This window comes from Micromonospora sp. CPCC 205561, assembly GCF_036906775.1.
In the GTDB taxonomy this organism is placed as follows: domain Bacteria; phylum Actinomycetota; class Actinomycetes; order Mycobacteriales; family Micromonosporaceae; genus Micromonospora.
On sequence record NZ_JBAKHV010000035.1, the window covers coordinates 17,622 to 37,620 of the forward strand.

Sequence of the window (19,999 nt, forward strand, 5' to 3'; positions counted from 1 at the left end):
GACGAGCGAGGTGACGCATGAACGATCCGGCGAAGCGGGCACGGTCCTCGGCCCCGGTCCCCGGTGCGCACGATCCTTCCGGACCGCTCGGCAGCCGGCGCACGGGCGGCGGGTTCGGGGTGCTGCCGTTCGTCGAGCCGACGCCGATCGGGCCGGCCACGAACGCCAGCTGGGCCTGGTCGCTGCGCCGGCTCGCCCGGGGCGCGGTGTGGCTGCTCCCCGCGTACGCCGTCCTCTACGCCCTGGTGGCGATGGCCAGCGACGGCGGGGTGGGCAACGACCCGTACCCGGCCGACGGCCGGCCCCTCTACCTGGTGGGCTGGGTGGCGGCCGTCTGGCTCGGCCTGCTCGCCCTGCTGGCGCTCACCGGGCTGCTGGCGGCGGCCCGCAGCCGCCGCGCGGCCGTCGCGGGCCTGCTCGTCTCCATCGCCGGAACGGTGCTCATGCTGCCGTTCGCGGGGCTGGCGGAGCAGACCCCGGTCTTCGGCACCACCGCCCGCACGCTCGTGCTTCTCGGCGCCGCCTGCTACAGCCTGGGCTGGCTGTCGACCGGCTGGGCGGTGGCCCGCTCCGGGATGTTCAGCATCGGCGACGGCGCGATGCTGATGATCGCGGCCCCGCTGCTGGGCCTGGGCGGCGCGCTGATCGGCTCGCTGCAGACCTTCGGCGCGATCTTCGTGCTGATCGCCGGCATCGGCATCGGCTACCGGTCGGGCCGACTGGTGCCCCGGGACATCGCCCGCGACGCCGCGAGCGCGAGCCTCGCGACCCCCGCCCCGGCCGCGCCCGGTCCGAACGGCCCTCTGCCCACCTGACCCGTCTCCGCGGGGCGGCCGGGGCTGCCGGGCCGGCCGGTGCCCGTGGGGCGACTGGGGTGAAGAACCCCTGGTAGTGGGCGGTGAAGTTGCTGACAACAGGGCCGCGGGGCTGGTCGTTCGGCCGCTCCCGTGGCAATCCTGGGGACCATGGCCCCACCCCGCCCGCCGCTGTCGCGGCTGTTCACCGTGCTGCTGGCCGGCGTGCTCGCCGGCCTGGTCCTGGCGGTGGCCGCGCTGCCGGGAAACCTGCTGCTCGGGTTCGCCGCCAAGGCCGCGGTCGGGTCGTACGCCGCGCTGCCCGAGGCGCTGCGCACCCCGGTCACGCCGCAACGCTCCTACCTCTACGCCAACGACGGCAGGACGCTGATCACCACGTTCTACGACGTCAACCGCACCGACGTGCCGCTCGACGAGATCGCCCCGGTGATGCGGCAGGCGATCGTGGCGGCCGAGGACCGGCGCTTCTACGACCACGGCGGCGCCGACCTGCGCGGCCTGCTGCGGGCGTTGGTGTCGAACGTCTCCGGCGGCGGCCAGCAGGGCGGCTCCACGTTGACCATGCAGTACGTCCGCAACGTGCTCAAGACCGATCCCGGCCGCACCGCCGAGGAGCGCGCCGCGGCCACCGAGCAGACCGTCGGGCGCAAGATCCAGGAGATCCGGTACGCCACGGCGCTGGAACAGCGCCTGAGCAAGGACGAGATCCTCAACCGGTACCTGAACATCGCGTACTTCGGCTCCGGGGCGTACGGCATCGCGGCGGCCAGCCAGCGCTACTTCGCCAAGTCCCCGGCGGACCTCACTCTCGGCGAGGCGGCCCTGCTCGCCGGCCTGGTGCAGTCGCCGGAGGCGTACAGCCCGATCGACGGCGACGCGGACGCGGCCCTGGAGCGGCGCGGCTACGTGCTCGACTCGATGGTCTCCACCGGCGCGATCGGCGCCGAGGAGGCCGCGCGGGTCCGGGCCGAGAAGCTGACGCTGCGCCCCACCGCGCAGCCCAACGGCTGCACCGCCGTCGCCGGGGGCCACGACGACTGGGGCTTCTTCTGCGACTACCTGCGGCAGTGGTGGCTCGCGCAGCCGGCGTTCGGCGCCACCGCCGAGGACCGCGAGCAGGCGCTGCGCCGCGGCGGCTACACCGTGGTGACCTCGCTGGACCCGCAGGTCCAGGCCACCGCGCAGAAGCAGGCCACCGGCGTCTACTCCTACGACGACGAGCGCGCCCTGCCGATCGCCGCCGTCGAGCCGGGCACCGGCCGGGTGCTGGCGATGGCGGTCAACCGGCACTACAGCCTCGACGCCAACCCCGACGGGCAGGCCAACCGCCCCAACACCGTCAACCCGCTGATCTCCGGCGGCGACAGCGTGGACGGCTACCAGGCCGGCTCGACGTTCAAGCTCTTCACCATGCTCGCCGCACTGGAGGCCGGCAGGCCGCTCGCCACCGGCTTCGACGCGCCCAGCCGGCTGCCCACCCGGTACGCCGCCGAGGGCGAGGGGAGCTGCGACGGCCGGTGGTGCCCGGCCAACGCCAACCCGGCCTGGATGGACGGCTACCGGATGATGTGGGACGGGTTCGGCCGCTCGGTGAACACCTACTTCGTCTGGCTGGCCGAGCAGGTCGGGCAGGAGAAGGTGGTCGAGATGGCGAAGCGCCTCGGCATCGCCTTCCGCGCCGACGCCGACGCCGCCTTCGCCGAGGACGACGCCGCCGACTGGGGCTCGTTCACGCTCGGCGTGACCGCCACCACCCCGCTCGACCTCGCCAACGCGTACGCCACAGTGGCTGCCGAGGGGACGTACTGCGCGCCGCTGCCGGTGGTCTCGGTGACCGCTCCGGACGGCGAGCGGGTGCCGGTCGGCGACCCGTCCTGCCGACGTGTGCTCGACGCCGACGTGGCCCGCGCCGCCACCGACGCGGCGCGCTGCCCGGTCGGTCAGCAGTCCGCGTCCGGGCAGTGCGACGGGGGCACGGCCACCTCCGTGAACCGGATCCTCGACGGTCGACCGGTGGCCGGCAAGACCGGCAGCTCGGAGCGGAACGCCACCGAGACGTTCGTCGGCTTCACCCCGCAGGTGGCGGTGGCCGGTATCGCCGCCAACCCGGACGACCCGACGGACCCGGTGGGCGCGGCGGTGCAGGCGCGGGTGATCGACGCGGTCGCCCGGGTCATCCGTACCGCCGTCGACGGCGAGCCGGAGCGGGCCTTCACGGCCCCGAGCCGCGAACTGGTCGGTGACCCGCGCCGCCCGGTGGAGCGCCCGCCGGTCGAACCACGCCGGCCGGCGGAGGAGCGACGGCCGGCGCCCTCGGACGATCAGCGCCTGTCCGACCTGCGACGCTGGCTGGAGCGCCGCGGCTGACGGCGGACGGCGCGCAGCGCGCGACCGGCCGCAAGACCCCGAGTCACGCCCGCCTCCGCCGGGCCGGGACGGCCGCGGCGCGTCCGGCAGAATCGACGGGTGCCCACCCACCAGATCACCGACCCCGACGACGACCGGATCGCCGACTACCGCGCGCTGACCGACGTCGAGCTGCGCACCCGCTGGGAGCCGCCGCACGGCCTGTTCATCGCCGAGGGCGAGCTGGTGCTGCGCCGGGCGCTGCGGGCCGGCTACCCGGCCCGGTCGTACCTGGTGGACGCCAAGCGCCTCGACCAGCTCGCCGACCTCGACACCGGCGACGTGCCGGTCTACGCCGCCACCCAGGACGTGCTTCAGCGGGCCACCGGCTTCCACGTGCACCGGGGCGTGCTTGCGTCGTTCCACCGCACGCCGCTGCCGACCGCCGCCGAGGTGCTGGCGGCGGCCCGGCGGGTGGTGATCCTGGAGGACGTGAACAACCACACCAACCTCGGGGCGGTGTTCCGGGGTGCCGCCGCGCTCGGCGTCGACGCGGTGCTCCTGTCGCCGTCCTGCGCCGACCCGCTGTACCGGCGCAGCGTGCGGGTCAGCATGGGGGAGGTCTTCGCGGTGCCGTACGCCAGGCTCGACCGGTGGCCCGCCGGCCTGGACGAGGTGCGGGCGGCGGGCTTCACCGTGCTCGCCATGACGCCGGCCCCGGACGCCGTACCGATGCAGCGCCTCACCGCGACGCAGCGCGACCGGGCGGCGCTGCTGCTCGGGGCCGAGGGGCCCGGCCTCACCGCGGCGGCCCAGTCGGCCAGCGACGTGCGCGTGGTCATCCCGATGCGGCGAGGAGTGGACAGCCTCAACGTGGCTGCCGCGGCCGCGGTCGCCTTCTGGGAGCTGGGCCGCGACGACCCGCTGCCCTGACCGGAGGCGCGCCTCTGCCGGCACAGTTTGCATGCCCATGCGAGCAGGTGCATAATCTTCCCTGTGTCCAAGGTTCTCACCTCCCTGCCCATCGGCGAACGTGTCGGCATCGCCTTCTCCGGCGGCCTCGACACCTCGGTCGCGGTCGCGTGGATGCGCGACAGGGGCGCGGTCCCCTGCGCCTACACGGCCGACATCGGCCAGTACGACGAGCCCGACATCGGCTCGGTACCGGGCCGCGCGCTCAGCTACGGCGCCGAGGTCGCCCGGCTGGTCGACTGCCGCGCCGCCCTGGTCGAGGAGGGGCTGGCGGCGCTGACCTGCGGGGCCTTCCACATCCGCTCGGGCGGGCGGGCGTACTTCAACACCACCCCGCTGGGCCGGGCCGTGACCGGCACCCTGCTGGTCCGGGCGATGATCTCCGACGACGTGCAGATCTGGGGCGACGGCTCGACGTTCAAGGGCAACGACATCGAGCGGTTCTACCGCTACGGCCTGCTGGCCAACCCGCAGCTGCGCATCTACAAGCCGTGGCTCGACAGCGACTTCGTCACCGAGCTGGGTGGGCGCAAGGAGATGTCGGAGTGGCTGCTCGCGCGCGGCCTGCCGTACCGGGACAGCACCGAGAAGGCGTACTCGACCGACGCCAACATCTGGGGCGCCACGCACGAGGCGAAGACCCTGGAGCACCTCGACACCGGCATCGAGACGGTCAACCCGATCATGGGAGTCCGGTTCTGGGACCCGTCGGTGGAGATCCCGACCGAGGACGTCACGATCGGCTTCGACCAGGGCCGCCCGGTGACGATCAACGGCAAGGAGTTCGGCAGCCCCGTCGACCTGGTGCTGGAGGCCAACGCCATCGGTGGCCGGCACGGCATGGGCATGTCGGACCAGATCGAGAACCGGATCATCGAGGCCAAGAGCCGGGGCATCTACGAGGCGCCCGGCATGGCGCTGCTGCACGCCGCGTACGAGCGGCTGGTCAACGCCATCCACAACGAGGACACCCTGGCGAACTACCACAACGAGGGGCGCCGCCTAGGCCGCCTGATGTACGAGGGGCGCTGGCTGGACCCGCAGGCGCTGATGCTGCGCGAGTCGTTGCAGCGCTGGGTCGGCACGGCGGTCACCGGCGAGGTGACGCTGCGGCTGCGCCGGGGCGAGGACTACTCGATCCTCGACACCACCGGCCCGGCGTTCAGCTACCACCCCGACAAGCTGTCGATGGAGCGCACCGAGGACTCGGCGTTCGGTCCGTCGGACCGGATCGGCCAGCTCACCATGCGCAACCTGGACATCGCCGACTCGCGGGCGAAGCTGGAGCAGTACGCGACCCTCGGCATGGTCGGCGGCGCGACCCCGCAGCGGATGGTCGGCGCCGCGCAGGCCGCCTCGACCGGGCTGATCGGCGCGATGCCGCAGGGCGGCGCGGAGGCCATCGCCTCCCGGGGCGTCTCCTCCGCCGACGACGCGGCGCTCGACCGCGCCGCGATGGAGTTCGGCGTCGACTGAGCGTCGCCGGACGTTCCCGAGGGCCCTCGGCGGGAGGGCCCCGCGACGCCGGCAGGTGGGCGTCACGCGGCCCGAGGGCCCCCTCGGTGGGAGAGCCCTCGGGCCGCGTCGCTCGCGTCCTACCCGACCCTGAGGGCCAGCTTCCCGACGTAGTGGTCGTTGAGGGCGCGATGCGCGTCCCCGGCCCGCTCCAACGGGAAGGTCCGGGCGACGTGGACCTCGAAGGAGCTCGCCTCGATGATCGCGTTCAGCCGATCGGTGGCGGTGCGGCTCCGATCCCCGTCGTAGTGGGACAGCGTCGCGCCCGGCAACGTCACGGGCGCGGGCGACACACCGTTCGGCCAGGCGATCCGTCCCGACTTCCTGATCGCGCGGAGAGATCGTTCGGCGACCTCGCCGCCCACGGTGACCAGAGCGGCGTCGAGCCCGCCCGGTGCGAACTCGAACGCCGCAGCCAACACGTCGTCTCTGCGACCGTCGACGGCGTCGTCGGCGCCCAGCCGCCGGGCCAGGGCGACCCCGTCGTCACCGGAGGCCACGGCCAGCACCCGGATGCCGCTGTGCCGCGCCAGCTGCACGGCCATGTGCCCGATGCCCCCGCTGGCCCCGAAGACCATGAGCGTCCCGCCCGGCCGCAGGTCGAGCAGATCGAGACCGCTCAGTGCGGTCAGGGCGTCCCAGGCCATCGCGCCGGCCTGTCCGGTCGGCAGCCGGTCGGGCACGCGAGCCACGAACTCCGCCTCGACGACGGCGTACTCGGCGTAGGAGCCACCACGCGGCACCGGCATCGTCGCGGCGTAGACCCGCTCGCCCACGCCGAACCGCGTGACGTCGCGGCCGACCGCGGCCACCGTGCCCGCCGCGTCCCAGCCGAGGACGTAGGGGAAGGTCGACGCGACACCGAAGACGCCGTCGTAGTTCCCCTCCCGCTCGTCCGCGTCCCAGGACCCGACCCCGGCGAACTCCACCCGGACGAGGACGTCGTCGTCGCCGACCCGCGGTAGCGGTATCCGGCGCGACGAGAGTTCGTCGACTCCGCCGAACCGGTCGAGGACGACCGCGTCCATCCGCGGCACGCCCGCGCCGCCCGTTGTGCGCTCGACTCTGCTCTCCATCGGCCCCCCTCGTTGCTTGAGTGCATCAAGGATCATTGGACCACAGGTATTTGAGTGAATCAAACAACTCGGCTAGGCTGCGGACATGGCGCTGCCGAACGGACCCGTGACCACCTCGTCCGAGGCCGAGGCCGTCCTGTTCGACCTGGTCGACGTGTACGACCGCGCCTACGAGGCGGCGGCAGCCGAGCTGTCGCTCAGCCCGGCGCAGGCATGTGTGCTCGGGCGGCTCGACGAGCGACGGGGCATGGGCGCCCTGGCCGAGGAACTGGGCTGCGATGCCTCCAACATCACCCAGATCGTCGTGCGTCTCGAAGCGCTCGGCCTCGTGGCCCGCGAGCCGGACCCCCGGGACCGCCGCGCCCGGCTCGTCGGGAGAACCCCCCGGGGAGACGAGGTCAACAAGCGGTTCGCCGCGGCCTTCACCTTCGCCCGCACGGCGGTCGGACGACTCTCACCCGACGAGCAGGACCAGTTGACGGCGCTGCTGCGCAAGGCGCTGGGCTGACCCCCGCCTCCGGCCGCACCCCGTCACGCTCTACCCGGCGCTTCACGCGGGCCGTGGCAGGCCGGTCGAATCTGGCCGAGCTGCCGCCCGTGCGGAAACGACGTCACGGACGGTAGCGTGTCGCCCGTGTTCCCTACCGTCCGTGAGGTTCTCGCGCTCGACCCGGTCCGCCACGGTGCTCCCCGCCTGGTCGCCGGGGACGTGGGGCTGGACCGTCCGGTGCGCTGGGTGCACGTGACCGAGGTGCCCGACATCGCCCCGCTGCTCGGCGGCGGCGAGCTGGTCCTCACGACGGGGATCGGGCTGCCCGCCGACGACGCGGGGGTGCGCGCCTTCATCGGCGACCTGGCGGACGTGGGCGTCTCCGGCCTGGTCGTCGAGCTGGGCCGACGCTACGTCAGCGGCGTGCCCCGGGTGATGGCCGCCGCCGCCGAGCGGCGCGGGCTGCCCCTGGTCGAGCTGCGGCGGGCCACCCCGTTCGTCCGGATCACCGAGGCCGTGCACGGTCTGATCGTGGACGCCCAGCTGGCCGAGCTGCGGGCGACGGAGGAGATCCACCAGCGCTTCACCGAGCTGTCGGTGGAGGGCGCCGGCCCCGGCGAGGTCGTGCGGCAGGCCGCCGAGCTCTCCGGCTGCCCGGTGGTGCTGGAGAACCTCTCCCGGCAGGTGCTCGCGTACGACCCGGCGGGGGAGAGCGCCGAGCTGCTGCTCGACGGTTGGGAGCAGTACTCGCGCCGGGTCCGGCCGGCCGGCCGGACCGCGTACGACGGGGACAACGGCTGGCTGGTGACCGCCGTCGGCGCCCGGGGGCAGGACTGGGGCCGGCTGCTGCTGCGCTGGCCGGCCGGGAGCGACCTGGCGGCCGGACGGCGGGTGCCCGGTCCGGCCGGGGAGGGCGGCACGGACGGCGCCGGCCCGCCCGTCGTCCCGCCCACCAGGCTGACCATCCTGGTCGAACGGGCCGCCTCCACGCTGGCCCTGGGCCGGCTGATCAGGCGCGACGCCGAGGGGCTGGAGCGGCAGCTGCACGGGACGCTGCTCACCGCACTGCTCGACCACTCGCGGCCGGTGGACGAGGTCGCCCTGCGGGCCCGGGCGCTCGGCGTGGTGCTGGAGCGGCGGCACCTGGTCGGGGTCGTGGTGCGGCACCGGGGCGACGAACCCGCGGGGGAGGGCGGCCCGGCCCCGGAGGCGGGGCACCCCGGCGACCCCGGCGCGGGCGGTGGCCCCGAGGCCGGCCCGGCGCGGCTGCGCGATCTCGCCGAGGCGGTCGGGCAGGCGTTGCACGAGGCGAAGCTGACCGGCCTGTCCAGCGCCGTCGACGACCACGCCGTCGGCGTGCTGCTCGCCCTGACCGAGCCGGCGGCCGAGGAACGGGCGCTGGCGGCGTTCGCGACCGCGCTGCGCCGGACCCGACCCGACGCCGGCGCCGACGCTCCGTCCCGGTCCAACGGGCGGACGAACGGGGTTACCCGGCCGGCGGGTGCGGCCGTGCTCATCGCGGCCGGCTCGGGGGTGGGCAGCCTGCGCGAGGCGCGCCGCTCGCTGATCGAGGCCCGACAGGTCGCCGACGCCGCCCGTCGCGACCGCCGGGACCTGCCGATCTTCCGGCTGCCGCACGTCGGGCTGGCGGGGCTGCTGCACCTGCTGCGCGACGAGCCCCGGTTGCAGACCTTCGTCGAGCGGGAACTCGGCGCGCTGCTCACCTACGACGCGCAGCACCCCCGGGAGCAGCTGCTGGGCACCCTGCGCGCGTACCTGGAGCAGGGCCGCAACAAGTCGGCGGCGGCCGGCGCGGCACACCTGTCGCGCCCGGCGTTCTACGAGCGGCTGGCCCGCATCCGCCGGGTCCTCGACGTGGACCTCGACTCGGTGGAGGCCTGCCTCTCCCTCCACGTCGCCCTGCTGGCCCTGGACTCCATCCGCGCCCGCTGAACCCGGTCCCGGACCGTGCCGGATCAGCTCAGGGCGGCGAGGGCCTTGGCGTAGGGCGGCGGGACGTGGTTCGGGCCGCCGGGGGTGAAGACGTCGGACGCGGCGGCGGCCGACCAGGCCGTCTCGGGCACCGCGTCGACGAGGGCGCGGACGACCGGGGCGTCGCGCCACTGGTCCTGCTCGGCGAGCAGGCTCAGCGCCACCACCGACTCCTCCACCTCGCCGACGCACTCGAACGGCTTGTGCCCGTCCACCCCGAGCAGCTCCCGGTAGCCGGGAACCTGCGCGGGGTCGGCGAGCAGGTCGCCGCCGAAGATGTGCACGATCCGCTCGCGGGACATGAACGGCGCCATGGCCAGGAAGACGAACCGGCACTTCGGGCAGTCGCGGCACCAGCGCTCGCTGGCGTCGCGGAGCCTGAACGCGGCGTTGCAGCTCGTCACCACGTCGTCGTAGCGGTCGATCCCGGCGAACAGCCGGGCGATGTGCAGCTCCGACAGCGAGCGCAGCAGCGAGAAGTACGGCTCGGTGAGCCCGGCGTGCTCCGCCAGCGCGGCCCGCAGCAGCCCCTCCGCCGCCACGCCCTTGGACCACTGGTGGTTGATCTCGTGGCCGTTCCAGACCAGGTTGGGGTCCGACGCCGACCGCTCGTTGGACATCACCACCGGGCCCAGGCCGTGCAGCACCGCCGTGGCGACCGCGATCAGCGAGTTGATCGCGGTGACCGGGATGTGGCCGTTGAGCGCCCCGGCGGCGTTCAGCTCGAACAGCACCGGGTCGATGCGCCGCCGGGCGGCGAGCGGGGTGAGCCCGGACGCCTCGTTCACCGACACGATCACGTGGTTCGGGTTGACCGAGAACGGCACCGGGTCGAGGCCGGCCCGGCGCAGCGCCTCGAGGCTGACGATGGAGTCCTTCCCGCCGCCCACCGCCGAGAGCGGGCGCCGGTCGGAGTCGTCGTACTCCCGCGCCGGGGAGACCGTGCCGGCCGGCACCTCCGGGCGCAGCTCCAGCACGTGCGGCAGCTGGTTGCGGTACGCGTACTCCGCGAGGCCCTCGGTGTAGACGGCCGTGACCAGCTCGGCGGCGGCCGTGCCCAGCGGCGCCGGCAGCACCAGGCGGCGCGGCGCGGCCGTCTTGTAGTAGCTGACGCCGGCGACCACGTGCAACAGCTCCAGCACCCGGCCGAGGGTGGCGACGGTCTCGTCCGACGGCGGCGCGTCCGGCAGCGGGAGGGTGACCACCTCGGTGAACCGCTGCTCGCCGCCCGGACCCGTGAGGGCGTAGTCGAGGAGCACCTCCCCGGTGGCGAGGTCGATCGAGTAGGACGGGAAGGTGAAGGCGTCCATCCGCCGCAGCTGCTCATTGGGCACACGCCATACTAGGCCCTGGTTCGTCCGGCCGTGTCCGGCTGCGTCGGACCCGCCCCCGCACCGCCGCCGAGCACCGCCGAGGAGAACCAGTGCGCCTGTCTGACCTGCGCGGACGTACCGTCGCCGTCTGGGGGGCCGGCCGGGAGGGGCGGGCCGCGGTGACCGCGATCGCCGCGCACGGCCCGGCCGACCTGGTCGCCGTCGACGACAGCGCCAACTTCCTCAGCCTGCCCTGGGAGGGGCCGCTGGCCGAGGCGGCGCCGCTGGTCACCGGCGAGGAGGGCTTCGCCCGGCTGGCCGCCGCCGACGTGGTGGTCCGCTCGCCCGGTGTGCCGCAGACCCACCCGTGGCTGGTCGAGCTGCGCCGACGCGGCGCGACCGTGACCCAGGGCACCGCGCTGTGGATGGCCGATCACGCCGCGCGTACCGTCGGCGTCACCGGCAGCAAGGGCAAGAGCACCACCTCCAGCCTGATCAGCCACCTACTCGCCGCCGTCGACCGGCCGAACGTCTTCGGCGGCAACATCGGCGTGCCGACGCTGGACCTGCCGGAGGCGGAGCTGTACGTGCTGGAGCTCTCCAGCTACCAGTGCAGCGACCTGACCGACTCGCCCCGGGTCGCGGTCGTCACCTCGCTCTTCCCCGAGCACCTCGACGCGCACGGCGGCGAGCGCGAGTACTACCGGGACAAGCTCAACCTGCTGGCGCACGGGCCGCGGACCGTGGTGGTCAACGGCGCCGACCCGAGGCTCGCCCTCGAACTGGGCGACCGCGCCGCGGTGCGCGCCGGCCTGCCCGACACCGCCCACGTGGCCGGCGGCGCGGACGGCACGCCCTGGTTCCACCTCGGCGACCGGCCGCTCTTCCCGCGCGCGGTGCTGCCGCTGGTCGGCCGGCACAACGAGGGCAACCTCTGCGTCGCCCTGGCCGTGCTCGACGCGCTCGGCGTGGACGTGGTGGCCCGCCGCGACACCCTGGCCGTGGCCGTCGCCGAGTTCCAGGGGCTGGCCCACCGGCTCACCGAGATCGCCGACCCGTCCGGCCTGACCTTCGTCGACGACACCCTCGCCACCAGCCCGTACGCGGCCATGCACGCCATCGACGCGTACGAGGGGCGGCCGTTGACGGTGATCGTCGGCGGCACCGACCGGGGTCTGGACTACGCGCCGCTGCGCGAGCACCTCGCGGAGCGCGAGCTGACCGTGCTCGGCATCCCCGACAGCGGCCCCCGCATCGTGGCGGCGCTCGCCGGTCTGCCGAAGGTGCGTACCGAGGTGGTCGACGACCTCGTCGACGCCGTCCGGCGGGCCCGCGAACTGACCCCGGCCGGCGGGGTGGTGCTGCTCTCCCCGGCGGCGCCCAGCTACGGGCGGTTCCGCAACTTCGAGCACCGCTCCGAGGTCTTCGCCCAGGCCGTCCGGGACACGGCCGGCTGACGCCGGCCGCCCGGGCCACGGCGGTCCTACGCCGTGGGCGGCAGGGCGGCGTGCAGGGCCCGCACGGACCGGATGGCCGAGCGGATCTCCTGGAGGTAGCGGCCCGGGGTGAGCGTCGGCTCGGGCAGCCCCGCCAGCTCGGGCAGGGCCGGGTCGACGCCGACGGTGTCGACCTCGCAGCCGTACGGCACGGCGAGGGTGCGCAACGCGTCGCAGTGCTGGAACGGCACGTAGATCGGGGCGGTCACCACCAGCACCGGCTCGCCGGCGCCCAGCCGGACGTGCTCGGCCCAGAACCGCTGGGTGTCGGCGGTGTGCGCGCGGCGGCGCGTCGGGTCGCCGGACGGGGCGGCGAGCACCCGGACCGGCGGGCCGCCCGCTGGCCGGTAGGTGCGCGAGGACCAGGAACGGTGCGGGTGGCCGGCGTCCCGGCCGTCCTGCTCGGCCGGGGCGGCCACCGCGAACTCGCGCCGCGCCGCCGCGTCCAGCGCCGCCACCTCCGTGTCGCAGGGCGGTACGCCGGCGGCGTCCAGGGCCGCGCACTCGGGCGGGGAGAGCGGGCGGAAGCTGCCCAGCACCGCCACCTCCCCGGTGACCCGGATGCCGGCGCGCAGCAGGTGCGCCGCGTACGCGACCCGGCGCTGGCAGGCGTGCGCCAGCCCGCCGAGCACGACCAGGTGGGCGTACCCGGGCCGGGGCGGCGCCGCCGGGCGGACCATGCCGAGCGCGGCGGCGGTGGCGAGCACGAGCCGGGCGGTGGCCGGATCGAGGACCGGTTCCCGGGCGTCCGGGCGTTCCCGGCCGCCCCGGAAGTCCCAGTGTCGGGCCGAGAAGTCGTCGAGGCCGGCGAGCACCGCCGCCAGGTCCCCGCCCGGCCAGTCGCCGCCGAAGCGGGCGACCAGGGCACGCAGCGGCGCCGAGCCCGCCCAGGCCCGTACGCCGGCCGCGAGCGCCCCGGTGCCCGCCGCGCCGGTCGGCAGCTCCACCTGACCGCTTCGCACCGCCGGATCGTACCGGCGGCGCGCAGCGGCGACGGTCGGGACGGACCGCCTTTGTGGAGCGGCAATACGCTGGGTGGCATCACCGACACCGGAGGTTGCCCATGGCAGGTGACGTGCTCCGCAGGCGGCCCCGGGGGCGGGCGGGCTCCGCCGGCGGGCTGGCCCGGCTGCTCGCGCACACCGACCCCGTGGCGCTGATCGGCATCGCGTTGTCGGTCTCGCTGTCGGTCACGCTCGACCTCACCAACGCCGCCACCGGCGTGGAGTCGCTGCTGGCCGGGCTGATGGGCATCACCATCTCGCTGCTGGTGGACTCGCTGGCCCGCGCGGAGCGCCGGTTCCACCTGCGTACGCTGCTGGAGGGGCCGCCGTGGCTGGTGCAGGCGGTCCCGTCGCTGGTCACCGCCGCCCGGGAGGCCGTGGAGGCGCACCCGGGCTCCCGGGTGGCCGAGGAGGCCCGCCGCCGCTTCGAGCGGTTCCGGGCCGAGACCGAGCAGCTGCGGGCCGGCCGGATCATCCGTCCGGGCGAGGACTACGAGGACCTCTTCGCCGGGCTGCGCGGGTGTGTCCGGTCGATGGACGCGGTGACCCACGTGGTGCCCCGGCCCCGCGGGGAGCTGAGCTGGTGGCGCGGCGACGTCGGCCGCGGCTACTGGGCGGCCAACCTGCGGGCGCTCGAACGGGGCGTGCGGATCACCCGCGTCTTCGTGCACGCGGGGATCTCCGACGAGCTCTCCGAGCTGGTCGAGACGCAGCGGCGGGCGGGGGTGCGGGTGGGCCTGCTGCGCTGGGGCGCGGTCCGGCCCGACCTGCACGTCAACCTGGCCCTCTGGGACGCGACCAGCGCCTGGGAGCCGACGATGAGCGCGCACGGCGAGATCAGCCTGAACCAGTTCTCCGTCAACGCCGGTGACCTGGAACGGCTGCGCGGTGCCTTCGCGGCCTGCGCGCGGGAGGCGACGTACCGGTGAGCGAGCGCGGTGGGCCGGGGGCGGGCCGGCGATGACGTGGGGTGCCGTCCTGCTCGTGACGGCGGTGGTCTGGACGGTCAGCCTGATCCGTTCGGTGCGGCTGCGCGCCCTCGTCTACAGCCTGCCGCTGCCGATGACACTCGCGCTGGCCACCACCGGCCACCGGGTGGACGGCGCCCAGCTGCTCGGCGTGCTCGGCCTCAACCTCTTCTTCGTCACCGTGGCGCTGACCCACCACCGGTGGGGCTGGCCGATCCTCCTCGCCGACCTGGCCGGCGTGGCCGCGTACGTCGGGCTGAGCGCGGGGCTGCTGGCCGTGCCGGTGCCGTTCGAACCGGCGCTGGCCGGCACGGTGCTGCTCTGGCTGGCGGCGATGGTGGCGCTGCGCCGCCGCGCGCGGCGCGTCGCGCCTCCCGCCGACGCGTCGGTCGACGCCCGCCGCGACGCCCTGCCCGCCCCGGCCAAGCTGGTGCTCATCCTGGGGGGCGCGCTGCTCACCGGGCTGCTCGGCCAGCTGCTGCGCGGGATGGTGGTGACGTTCCCCTACTCGGGCGTGCTGGTCGCCGTCGAGGCCCGGCGCCAGCTGGTCGAGTTCAGCCGGCACTTCGCCCGCAACAGCCTCGCCCTGGTCGGCTTCCTCACCTGCCACCACTACCTCCAGGGGCTGTCGCCGGTGGTCGCCCTGGCCGGCGGGTGGGCCGGGTTCGCCCTGCTCGCCGCCGCCCTGCACCTGCGCCCGCCGTGGCCGCGACCGGGGCTCACCCGGCCCCGGCCACCAGCTCCGCGATCCGGGCCAGTGGCTCGGCGTACCCGGGCCAGTCCAGGCCGTCCACGCTGAGCTCCGCGCGCCGGCGTACGCCGTCGACCGCGCCGGCGTGCAGCAGAGTGGTCACCAGCCGCTGGCCGGACCCCCGGCACGGCGGGGTCAACCTCGGCTTCCCCACCCAGACCTGAGCAGCCGCAGGGTGCCGGCGCCCGCCAGGTACGCCACCAGTGCCGGCGCCGGCACCCCCAGCGGCTCGGGTGCCGACCTCGGCGTCTCCGCGTTGACCACCAGGGCGTACACCACCGCGGCGAAACCGGCGGCGGTGAGCGCGGCGCGCCCGGTGGCCCGCCACCCGCGGCCGGCCGGCGCGCGGCCCGACGCGACCCCGTCGCCGGCCCGCCGGGCGTCCCCCTGGCGCCCGGCGCTGTCGCCGCGTTCGGCGCTGCCAGCGCGGCCGGTGCGGGCCTCGACGGGGCCGAAGACGGCGACCAGGGCGGCCAGCACCACGGTCAGCATCAGCACCCAGGGCACCCGCCAGGCCAGCCAGGCGGCCGAGCCCACCGGCGGGGTCGGCAGCTTCCCGGCCGCGTCCAGCGCTCCGACCAGCAGGATCGCGGCCGCCAGGTGCCAGAGGAAGACGGTGAGTACGACCGCGTTCACCGCGATCACCGCCTGCCAGGGGCCGGGGCGGCGCAGCCAGCGTTCGGCCGGTGCGCGCAGCAGCAGGACGGCGCCGAATTGCGCGACGGTCAGGCTCAGCAGGGCGAGGCTGGGCGGGGCGGCGTTGTCCAGGCGTTCGCCCGGCACGTTGAGCATGCTCACCGGGTACGGCCCGACGGTGGTCAGCAGCACGGTGGCGGCCAGGCCGCCCAGCAGCATCGCCGCGCCCGCGTGCCGGGACAGCGGCAGCGGGCGGGACCGGGGCCCGTGCGGGGCGGGCCGCCCGGCGTCGGCGTCGCGCCAGGCGAGGCCGAGCTGGTGCACGGCCAGCCAACCGAAGACGTAGTTCGGCAGCGCCAGTTCGGCCGGGCCCAGCGCCCGTCCCACGTCGCCGGCGACGACCAGCGCGGCCAGCGCCGCCGGGACGAGCAGGCCGAAGCGCCGGTGCAGGGCCTGCATCGCCGGGGTCAGCGGCACCACGATCAGGTAGGCGGCGAGGAACCAGAGCGGGATCGTGGCGAACCAGCCGACGGTACGCACCAGCGTCGCCTCGACGCCCGCCAGCGACGCGAGCGCGGCACCGACGGCGATCACCAGCAGCAGCGCGGTCGTGGGGCGCAGCAGCCGGGCGCCCCGGTCGAGCAGCCAGGTCGTGGCGTCGACGCCGGCGGCCCGGCGGGCGGCCAGCGAGGCGGCGTTGGCGTACCCGCCGACCAGGAAGAAGATCGGCATGACCTGGGCGACCCAGGTGAGCGGGTACGCCCAGGGCAGCTCCGGCAGCGCCGAGCGCCCCGTCGGGCGCCCGGTGGGATCCTCGCCGATCGCGGCGACCGCCCAGTGGCCGAGAACGACCATGCCGATGGCGAGCGCCCGGAGCAGGTCGACGTAACGTTGCCGACCAGCGGGGGTGCGCGCGGCGAGTTGCCGCAGGCGGCGCATGGCCCGAGGGTACGTCAGGCGTGGACTGGCCGGTGCTGATAACGGTTCGGTCCCCGGGGGTTGAAGTCCGCGCCCGGCTGCCGTAGAAATTCTTCAGCAACATATTGCGAACTGAAGACAAATTCCCCCTGTGCCTCGTGTGGCGGTCGCTTTCCCCCATCCGGCGGCCGCCCGGACATCATCCGAGGAGAGACCATGAACAGGCGTGACATCCTGCGGCGCAGCGCCGCCGCCGGTCTGCTGGCCACCCCCGCCGCCGGTCTGCTGGCCGGCTGCGCCACCGGCGGTGGCGACGACAAGGGCGATGCCGAGACCTACAAGGGCACCAAGAGCGAGCAGAACCCGCTCGGGGTCAAGGAGGACGCGCCTCTCGAGGTGGTGATCTTCAACGGCGGCTTCGGTGAGGAGTACGCGAAGGCCCACGAGGCCATGTACACCGAGAAGTACCCGAAGGCGAAGATCAACCACTCGGCGACGCAGGAGATCGCCAAGACCCTCCAGCCGCGCTTCGTCGACAACACCCCGCCGGACGTGGTCAACAACTCCGGTGCCAACCAGATCGACTTCAACGGCCTGGTGTCGCAGAACGCCATCGCGGACCTGGGCGAGCTGCTCGCCGCCCCGAGCCTCGACATTCCGGGCAAGACGGTCAAGGAGACCCTGCTGCCGGGCGCCGTCGAGGTCGGCTCGTACGACGGCAAGTTCCTGGTGATGAACTACACCTACACCGTCTACGGCATCTGGCACTCCACCAAGCTCTTCAGTGAGCGCAAGTGGGAGTACGCCAAGACCTGGGACGAGCACATCGCGCTGTGCAAGAAGATCAAGGCCGCCGGCATCGCCCCCTGGACGTACGCGGGCCTGCACCCGCGCTACATGAGCTGGCCGCTGATCTCCACCGCGATCAAGTTCGGCGGCCCCTCGGTCGCCACGGCGATCGACAACCTGGAGCCCAACGCCTGGAAGTCCGACGCGATGAAGACCGCGGCCGACGCCTGGCACCAGATCGTCAAGGACAAGTTCATCCTCGAGGGCTCGCCCGGCCTCGACCACAAGCAGTCGCAGACCGCGTGGTGCCAGGGCAAGGCGGCCTTCATCTCCTGTGGTTCCTGGCTGGAGAGCGAGCAGAAGGACGTCACCCCGGCCGGGTTCAACATGACCGTCCAGCCGACCCCGAGCCTGGGCAGCGGCGACAAGCTGCCGTTCGAGGCCGTCCGGGGCACCGCCGGCGAGCCGTTCATGGTCCCGGCGAAGGCCAAGAACCTCGCCGGCGGCCTGGAGTTCTTCCGGGTCATGCTCAGCAAGAAGGGCGCGCAGGACTTCACCAAGAAGGTCTCCAGCCTGACCGTGGTGGCCGGCGCCAGCGAGGGCGTCGAGTTGCCGTTCGGGCTGAACACGGTGGTGAAGGCGCTGGAGGCATCCGGCAGCAACGGCTTCAACTGGGTCTACAACAACTACTACCGCAAGCTGGAGCGCAACCTGGTCGACGCCGCGTGCGGCGAGTTCTTCAGCGGCCGGATCGGCCCGGCGGAGTTCCTCGACCAGTGCCAGAAGGGCGCGGACTCGATCGCCCAGGACAGCTCGATCAAGAAGTACAAGCGGGCCGCCTGACACCCCGGCCGGTGGGGGCGGGGTGGACCACCCCGCCCCCACCGGGCCGCCGCTGAAGAGGTAGGACCTCATCGTGAGACATGGCAAGTACCCGCTGATCGTCACCTTCCTGGTGCCGCCGGTGCTGCTCTACGTCATCTTCGTCGTGTCGCCGTACCTGCAGGCGTTCCAGATCTCCACCACCGACTGGCTCGGCTACTCGGCCGACGCCAACTCGGTGGGGCTGGCGAACTTCAAGGCGCTGTGGAACGACGACTACGTCTGGAACGCGTTGAAGAACAACGCGATCCTGCTGGCGCTGGTGCCGGTGCTGACGATCGTGCTCGGCCTCTTCTTCGCCGCCATGCTCAACATGGGCGGCCGCAAGGGCCGGGCGGGGGTCGGCGGGGTGCGCGGCTCGTCGTTCTACCGCACGGTCTACTTCTTCCCCCAGGTGCTCTCCGTCGTGATCATCGCGCTGCTGTGGAAGGAGGTCTACCACCCGAACAAGGGCCTGCTCACCAGCGCCCTGAACAGCGTCGGCCTCGCCGCGCCCACCTGGCTCGGCGATCCGCGGACCGCCTTCTGGTGCGTGCTCGCCGTGATGATCTGGAGCAACGTCGGCTTCTACGTGGTGCTCTTCGGCGCGGCCATGTCGGCCATCCCCAAGGAGATCTACGAGGCGGTCATGCTCGACGGCGCCTCCCGGCTGGCCACGCTGTGGAAGGTGACCATCCCGCTGCTCTGGGACACCGTTCAGGTGGCCTGGGTCTACCTGGCCATCTTCGCGCTGGACGGGTTCATCCTGGTGCAGCTGATGACCAACGGCGGCCCCAACTTCTCCACCGACGTCATCGGCGTGCGGATGTACGACACGGCGTTCGGCAGCGAGACCAAGTTCGGCTACGCCTCGGCGATCGGCGTGGTGATGTTCTTCCTGACCCTCACGGTGGCGGTGCTGGCGCTGCGGGCCAGCAAGCGAGACAGGATCGAGTACTCGTGACGACTCTGGACAAGCCCGCCCCGCTGGCGCTGCCCGCCGAGCCCTCCGGTCCCGCCGACCGCCCGGTACGCCGTGAGCTCGGCGTCGCCAACGTGCTGTCGCACGGCTTCCTGATGTTCTGGGGCGCGCTGACCGTACTGCCGCTGCTCTGGATGTTCATCAGCTCGTTCAAGAGCAACGCGGAGATCCTGGCCGACCCGTGGAGCCTGCCCGGCGCGTTGCGCTTCGACAACTGGGCCCGTGCCTGGAGCGGGGCGCACATCGGCCAGTACTTCCTCAACAGCCTGGTGGTGGTCGCCGGCTCGGTCACCCTGACCATGCTGATGGGCGCCACCGCCGCGTACGTCTTCGCCCGCTACGAGTTCCGGGGCAAGCAGGTCGTCTACTACCTGTTCGTCGGCGGGCTGATGTTCCCCGTCTTCCTCGCCCTCGTGCCGCTGTTCTTCGTGGTGCGCAACGCCGGCCTGTTCGGCACCTGGACCGGGCTGATACTGGTCTACGCGGCCTACTCGCTGCCGTTCACGGTGTTCTTCCTGACCGCCTTCTTCCGCACCCTGCCCACCGCCGTCGCGGAGGCGGCACTGGTCGACGGCTGCGGTCACTTCCGGCTCTTCTTCCAGGTGATGCTGCCGATGGCGCGGCCGGGACTGATCAGCGTCGCGATCTTCAACTTCCTCAGCCACTGGAACCAGTTCCTGCTGCCCCAGGTGCTCATGCAGGGCGACGAGTCCAAGTGGGTGCTCGCCCAGGGGCTCGCCGCGCTCTCGGTCAACCAGGGCTATGCCGGCGACTACGCGCAACTCTTCGCCGGCCTCACCATCGCGGTGGTCCCGGTGCTGCTGGTCTACATCCTCTTCCAGCGCCAGGTCCAGTCCGGCCTGACCGCCGGCCAGCTCAAGTAGCCGCGTCCGTCACCCATCAGCCCCGGTCGAGCGCGCCGACGGTCTCGCCCGCCTGAACCGCCAGGAGGGTCCGGCACCGCGGCTCGCTCTCGCGTCCTGTCGCCTGCCGCAGGGCGAGGGTGGTCCGGATCGTCGTCGGCGAGCGAGGTCGTACGTCTTCGACGGGACCGTACCTCCCGTACCACTGCGGA

At 73.8% G+C, this 19,999-nt stretch carries 16 protein-coding genes; 12 read left to right on the forward strand and 4 right to left on the reverse strand.

Annotated features, from left to right (window positions below; genetic code table 11):
- The first annotated feature begins 17 nt into the window (after nt 1-17).
- From V6V16_RS18685 to argG, 4 genes are all read left to right on the forward strand, one after another.
- On the forward strand, nt 18-815 hold the full coding sequence (locus V6V16_RS18685; protein WP_334563761.1) for a hypothetical protein: 798 nt from the start codon (nt 18-20) through the stop codon (nt 813-815).
- Nucleotides 816-965: 150 nt separating this feature from the next.
- Nucleotides 966-3,182 carry a transglycosylase domain-containing protein gene (locus V6V16_RS18690; protein WP_334563763.1) on the forward strand — a complete coding sequence of 739 codons (2,217 nt, stop codon included), beginning with the start codon at nt 966-968 and terminating at the stop codon, nt 3,180-3,182.
- A 99-nt stretch (nt 3,183-3,281) separates the two neighbouring features.
- Complete coding sequence (locus tag V6V16_RS18695; protein WP_334563765.1) at nt 3,282-4,094, forward strand: TrmH family RNA methyltransferase; 813 nt, start codon at nt 3,282-3,284, stop codon at nt 4,092-4,094.
- Between the two features lie 63 nt (nt 4,095-4,157).
- Nucleotides 4,158-5,609: an argininosuccinate synthase gene (gene argG, locus V6V16_RS18700; RefSeq protein WP_334563767.1), complete on the forward strand. Its 1,452-nt coding sequence runs from the start codon at nt 4,158-4,160 to the stop codon at nt 5,607-5,609.
- Nucleotides 5,610-5,728: 119 nt separating this feature from the next.
- On the opposite strand, the gene V6V16_RS18705 is transcribed toward argG, so the two are convergent.
- Nucleotides 5,729-6,724: a quinone oxidoreductase family protein gene (locus tag V6V16_RS18705; RefSeq protein WP_334563769.1), complete on the reverse strand. Its 996-nt coding sequence runs from the start codon at nt 6,722-6,724 to the stop codon at nt 5,729-5,731.
- An 85-nt stretch (nt 6,725-6,809) separates the two neighbouring features.
- On the opposite strand from V6V16_RS18705, the gene V6V16_RS18710 reads away from it, so the two are divergent.
- Both V6V16_RS18710 and V6V16_RS18715 read left to right on the forward strand, forming a co-directional pair.
- Complete coding sequence (locus V6V16_RS18710; RefSeq protein WP_334563771.1) at nt 6,810-7,232, forward strand: MarR family winged helix-turn-helix transcriptional regulator; 423 nt, start codon at nt 6,810-6,812, stop codon at nt 7,230-7,232.
- Between the two features lie 126 nt (nt 7,233-7,358).
- Nucleotides 7,359-9,167: a PucR family transcriptional regulator gene (locus V6V16_RS18715; protein WP_442934107.1), complete on the forward strand. Its 1,809-nt coding sequence runs from the start codon at nt 7,359-7,361 to the stop codon at nt 9,165-9,167.
- A gap of 23 nt (nt 9,168-9,190) precedes the next feature.
- Here V6V16_RS18715 and V6V16_RS18720 read toward each other — a convergent pair whose 3' ends face one another.
- A complete protein-coding gene (locus V6V16_RS18720) occupies nt 9,191-10,540 on the reverse strand; it encodes a hypothetical protein (protein WP_334563773.1) in 1,350 nt (449 codons plus the stop codon).
- 89 nt (nt 10,541-10,629) lie between these two features.
- Between V6V16_RS18720 and murD the strand changes: the two genes are divergently transcribed.
- Nucleotides 10,630-11,976 carry a UDP-N-acetylmuramoyl-L-alanine--D-glutamate ligase gene (gene murD, locus V6V16_RS18725; protein ID WP_334563775.1) on the forward strand — a complete coding sequence of 449 codons (1,347 nt, stop codon included), beginning with the start codon at nt 10,630-10,632 and terminating at the stop codon, nt 11,974-11,976.
- Between the two features lie 26 nt (nt 11,977-12,002).
- Here the strand turns inward: murD and V6V16_RS18730 are convergent, their stop codons facing one another.
- Nucleotides 12,003-12,977, reverse strand: a complete 975-nt coding sequence (locus tag V6V16_RS18730) for a hypothetical protein (protein WP_334563776.1) — start codon at nt 12,975-12,977, stop codon at nt 12,003-12,005.
- Between the two features lie 101 nt (nt 12,978-13,078).
- Here V6V16_RS18730 and V6V16_RS18735 point away from each other — a divergent pair, with 101 nt between their 5' ends.
- Both V6V16_RS18735 and V6V16_RS18740 read left to right on the forward strand, forming a co-directional pair.
- Nucleotides 13,079-13,948, forward strand: coding sequence for a hypothetical protein (locus V6V16_RS18735; RefSeq protein WP_334563778.1), 870 nt, complete (start codon nt 13,079-13,081; stop codon nt 13,946-13,948).
- 31 nt (nt 13,949-13,979) lie between these two features.
- Entirely contained in the window at nt 13,980-14,786 is an 807-nt protein-coding gene (locus V6V16_RS18740) for a hypothetical protein (protein ID WP_334563780.1), read from the forward strand.
- A gap of 87 nt (nt 14,787-14,873) precedes the next feature.
- On the opposite strand, the gene V6V16_RS18745 is transcribed toward V6V16_RS18740, so the two are convergent.
- Entirely contained in the window at nt 14,874-16,313 is a 1,440-nt protein-coding gene (locus V6V16_RS18745) for an acyltransferase family protein (RefSeq protein ID WP_334563782.1), read from the reverse strand.
- Nucleotides 16,314-16,508: 195 nt separating this feature from the next.
- Here V6V16_RS18745 and ngcE point away from each other — a divergent pair, with 195 nt between their 5' ends.
- The 3 genes from ngcE to V6V16_RS18760 all read left to right on the forward strand — a co-directional run bounded on the left by ngcE (nt 16,509) and on the right by V6V16_RS18760 (nt 19,808).
- Nucleotides 16,509-17,924 (forward strand): N-acetylglucosamine/diacetylchitobiose ABC transporter substrate-binding protein, encoded by a 1,416-nt coding sequence (ngcE, locus tag V6V16_RS18750; protein WP_334563785.1) that lies wholly within the window; start codon nt 16,509-16,511, stop codon nt 17,922-17,924.
- 73 nt (nt 17,925-17,997) lie between these two features.
- Nucleotides 17,998-18,906: a carbohydrate ABC transporter permease gene (locus tag V6V16_RS18755; RefSeq protein ID WP_334563787.1), complete on the forward strand. Its 909-nt coding sequence runs from the start codon at nt 17,998-18,000 to the stop codon at nt 18,904-18,906.
- Entirely contained in the window at nt 18,903-19,808 is a 906-nt protein-coding gene (locus V6V16_RS18760) for a carbohydrate ABC transporter permease (RefSeq protein ID WP_442934108.1), read from the forward strand. Before V6V16_RS18755 ends, V6V16_RS18760 begins: the two co-directional genes overlap by 4 nt.
- Nucleotides 19,809-19,999 lie beyond the last annotated feature (191 nt).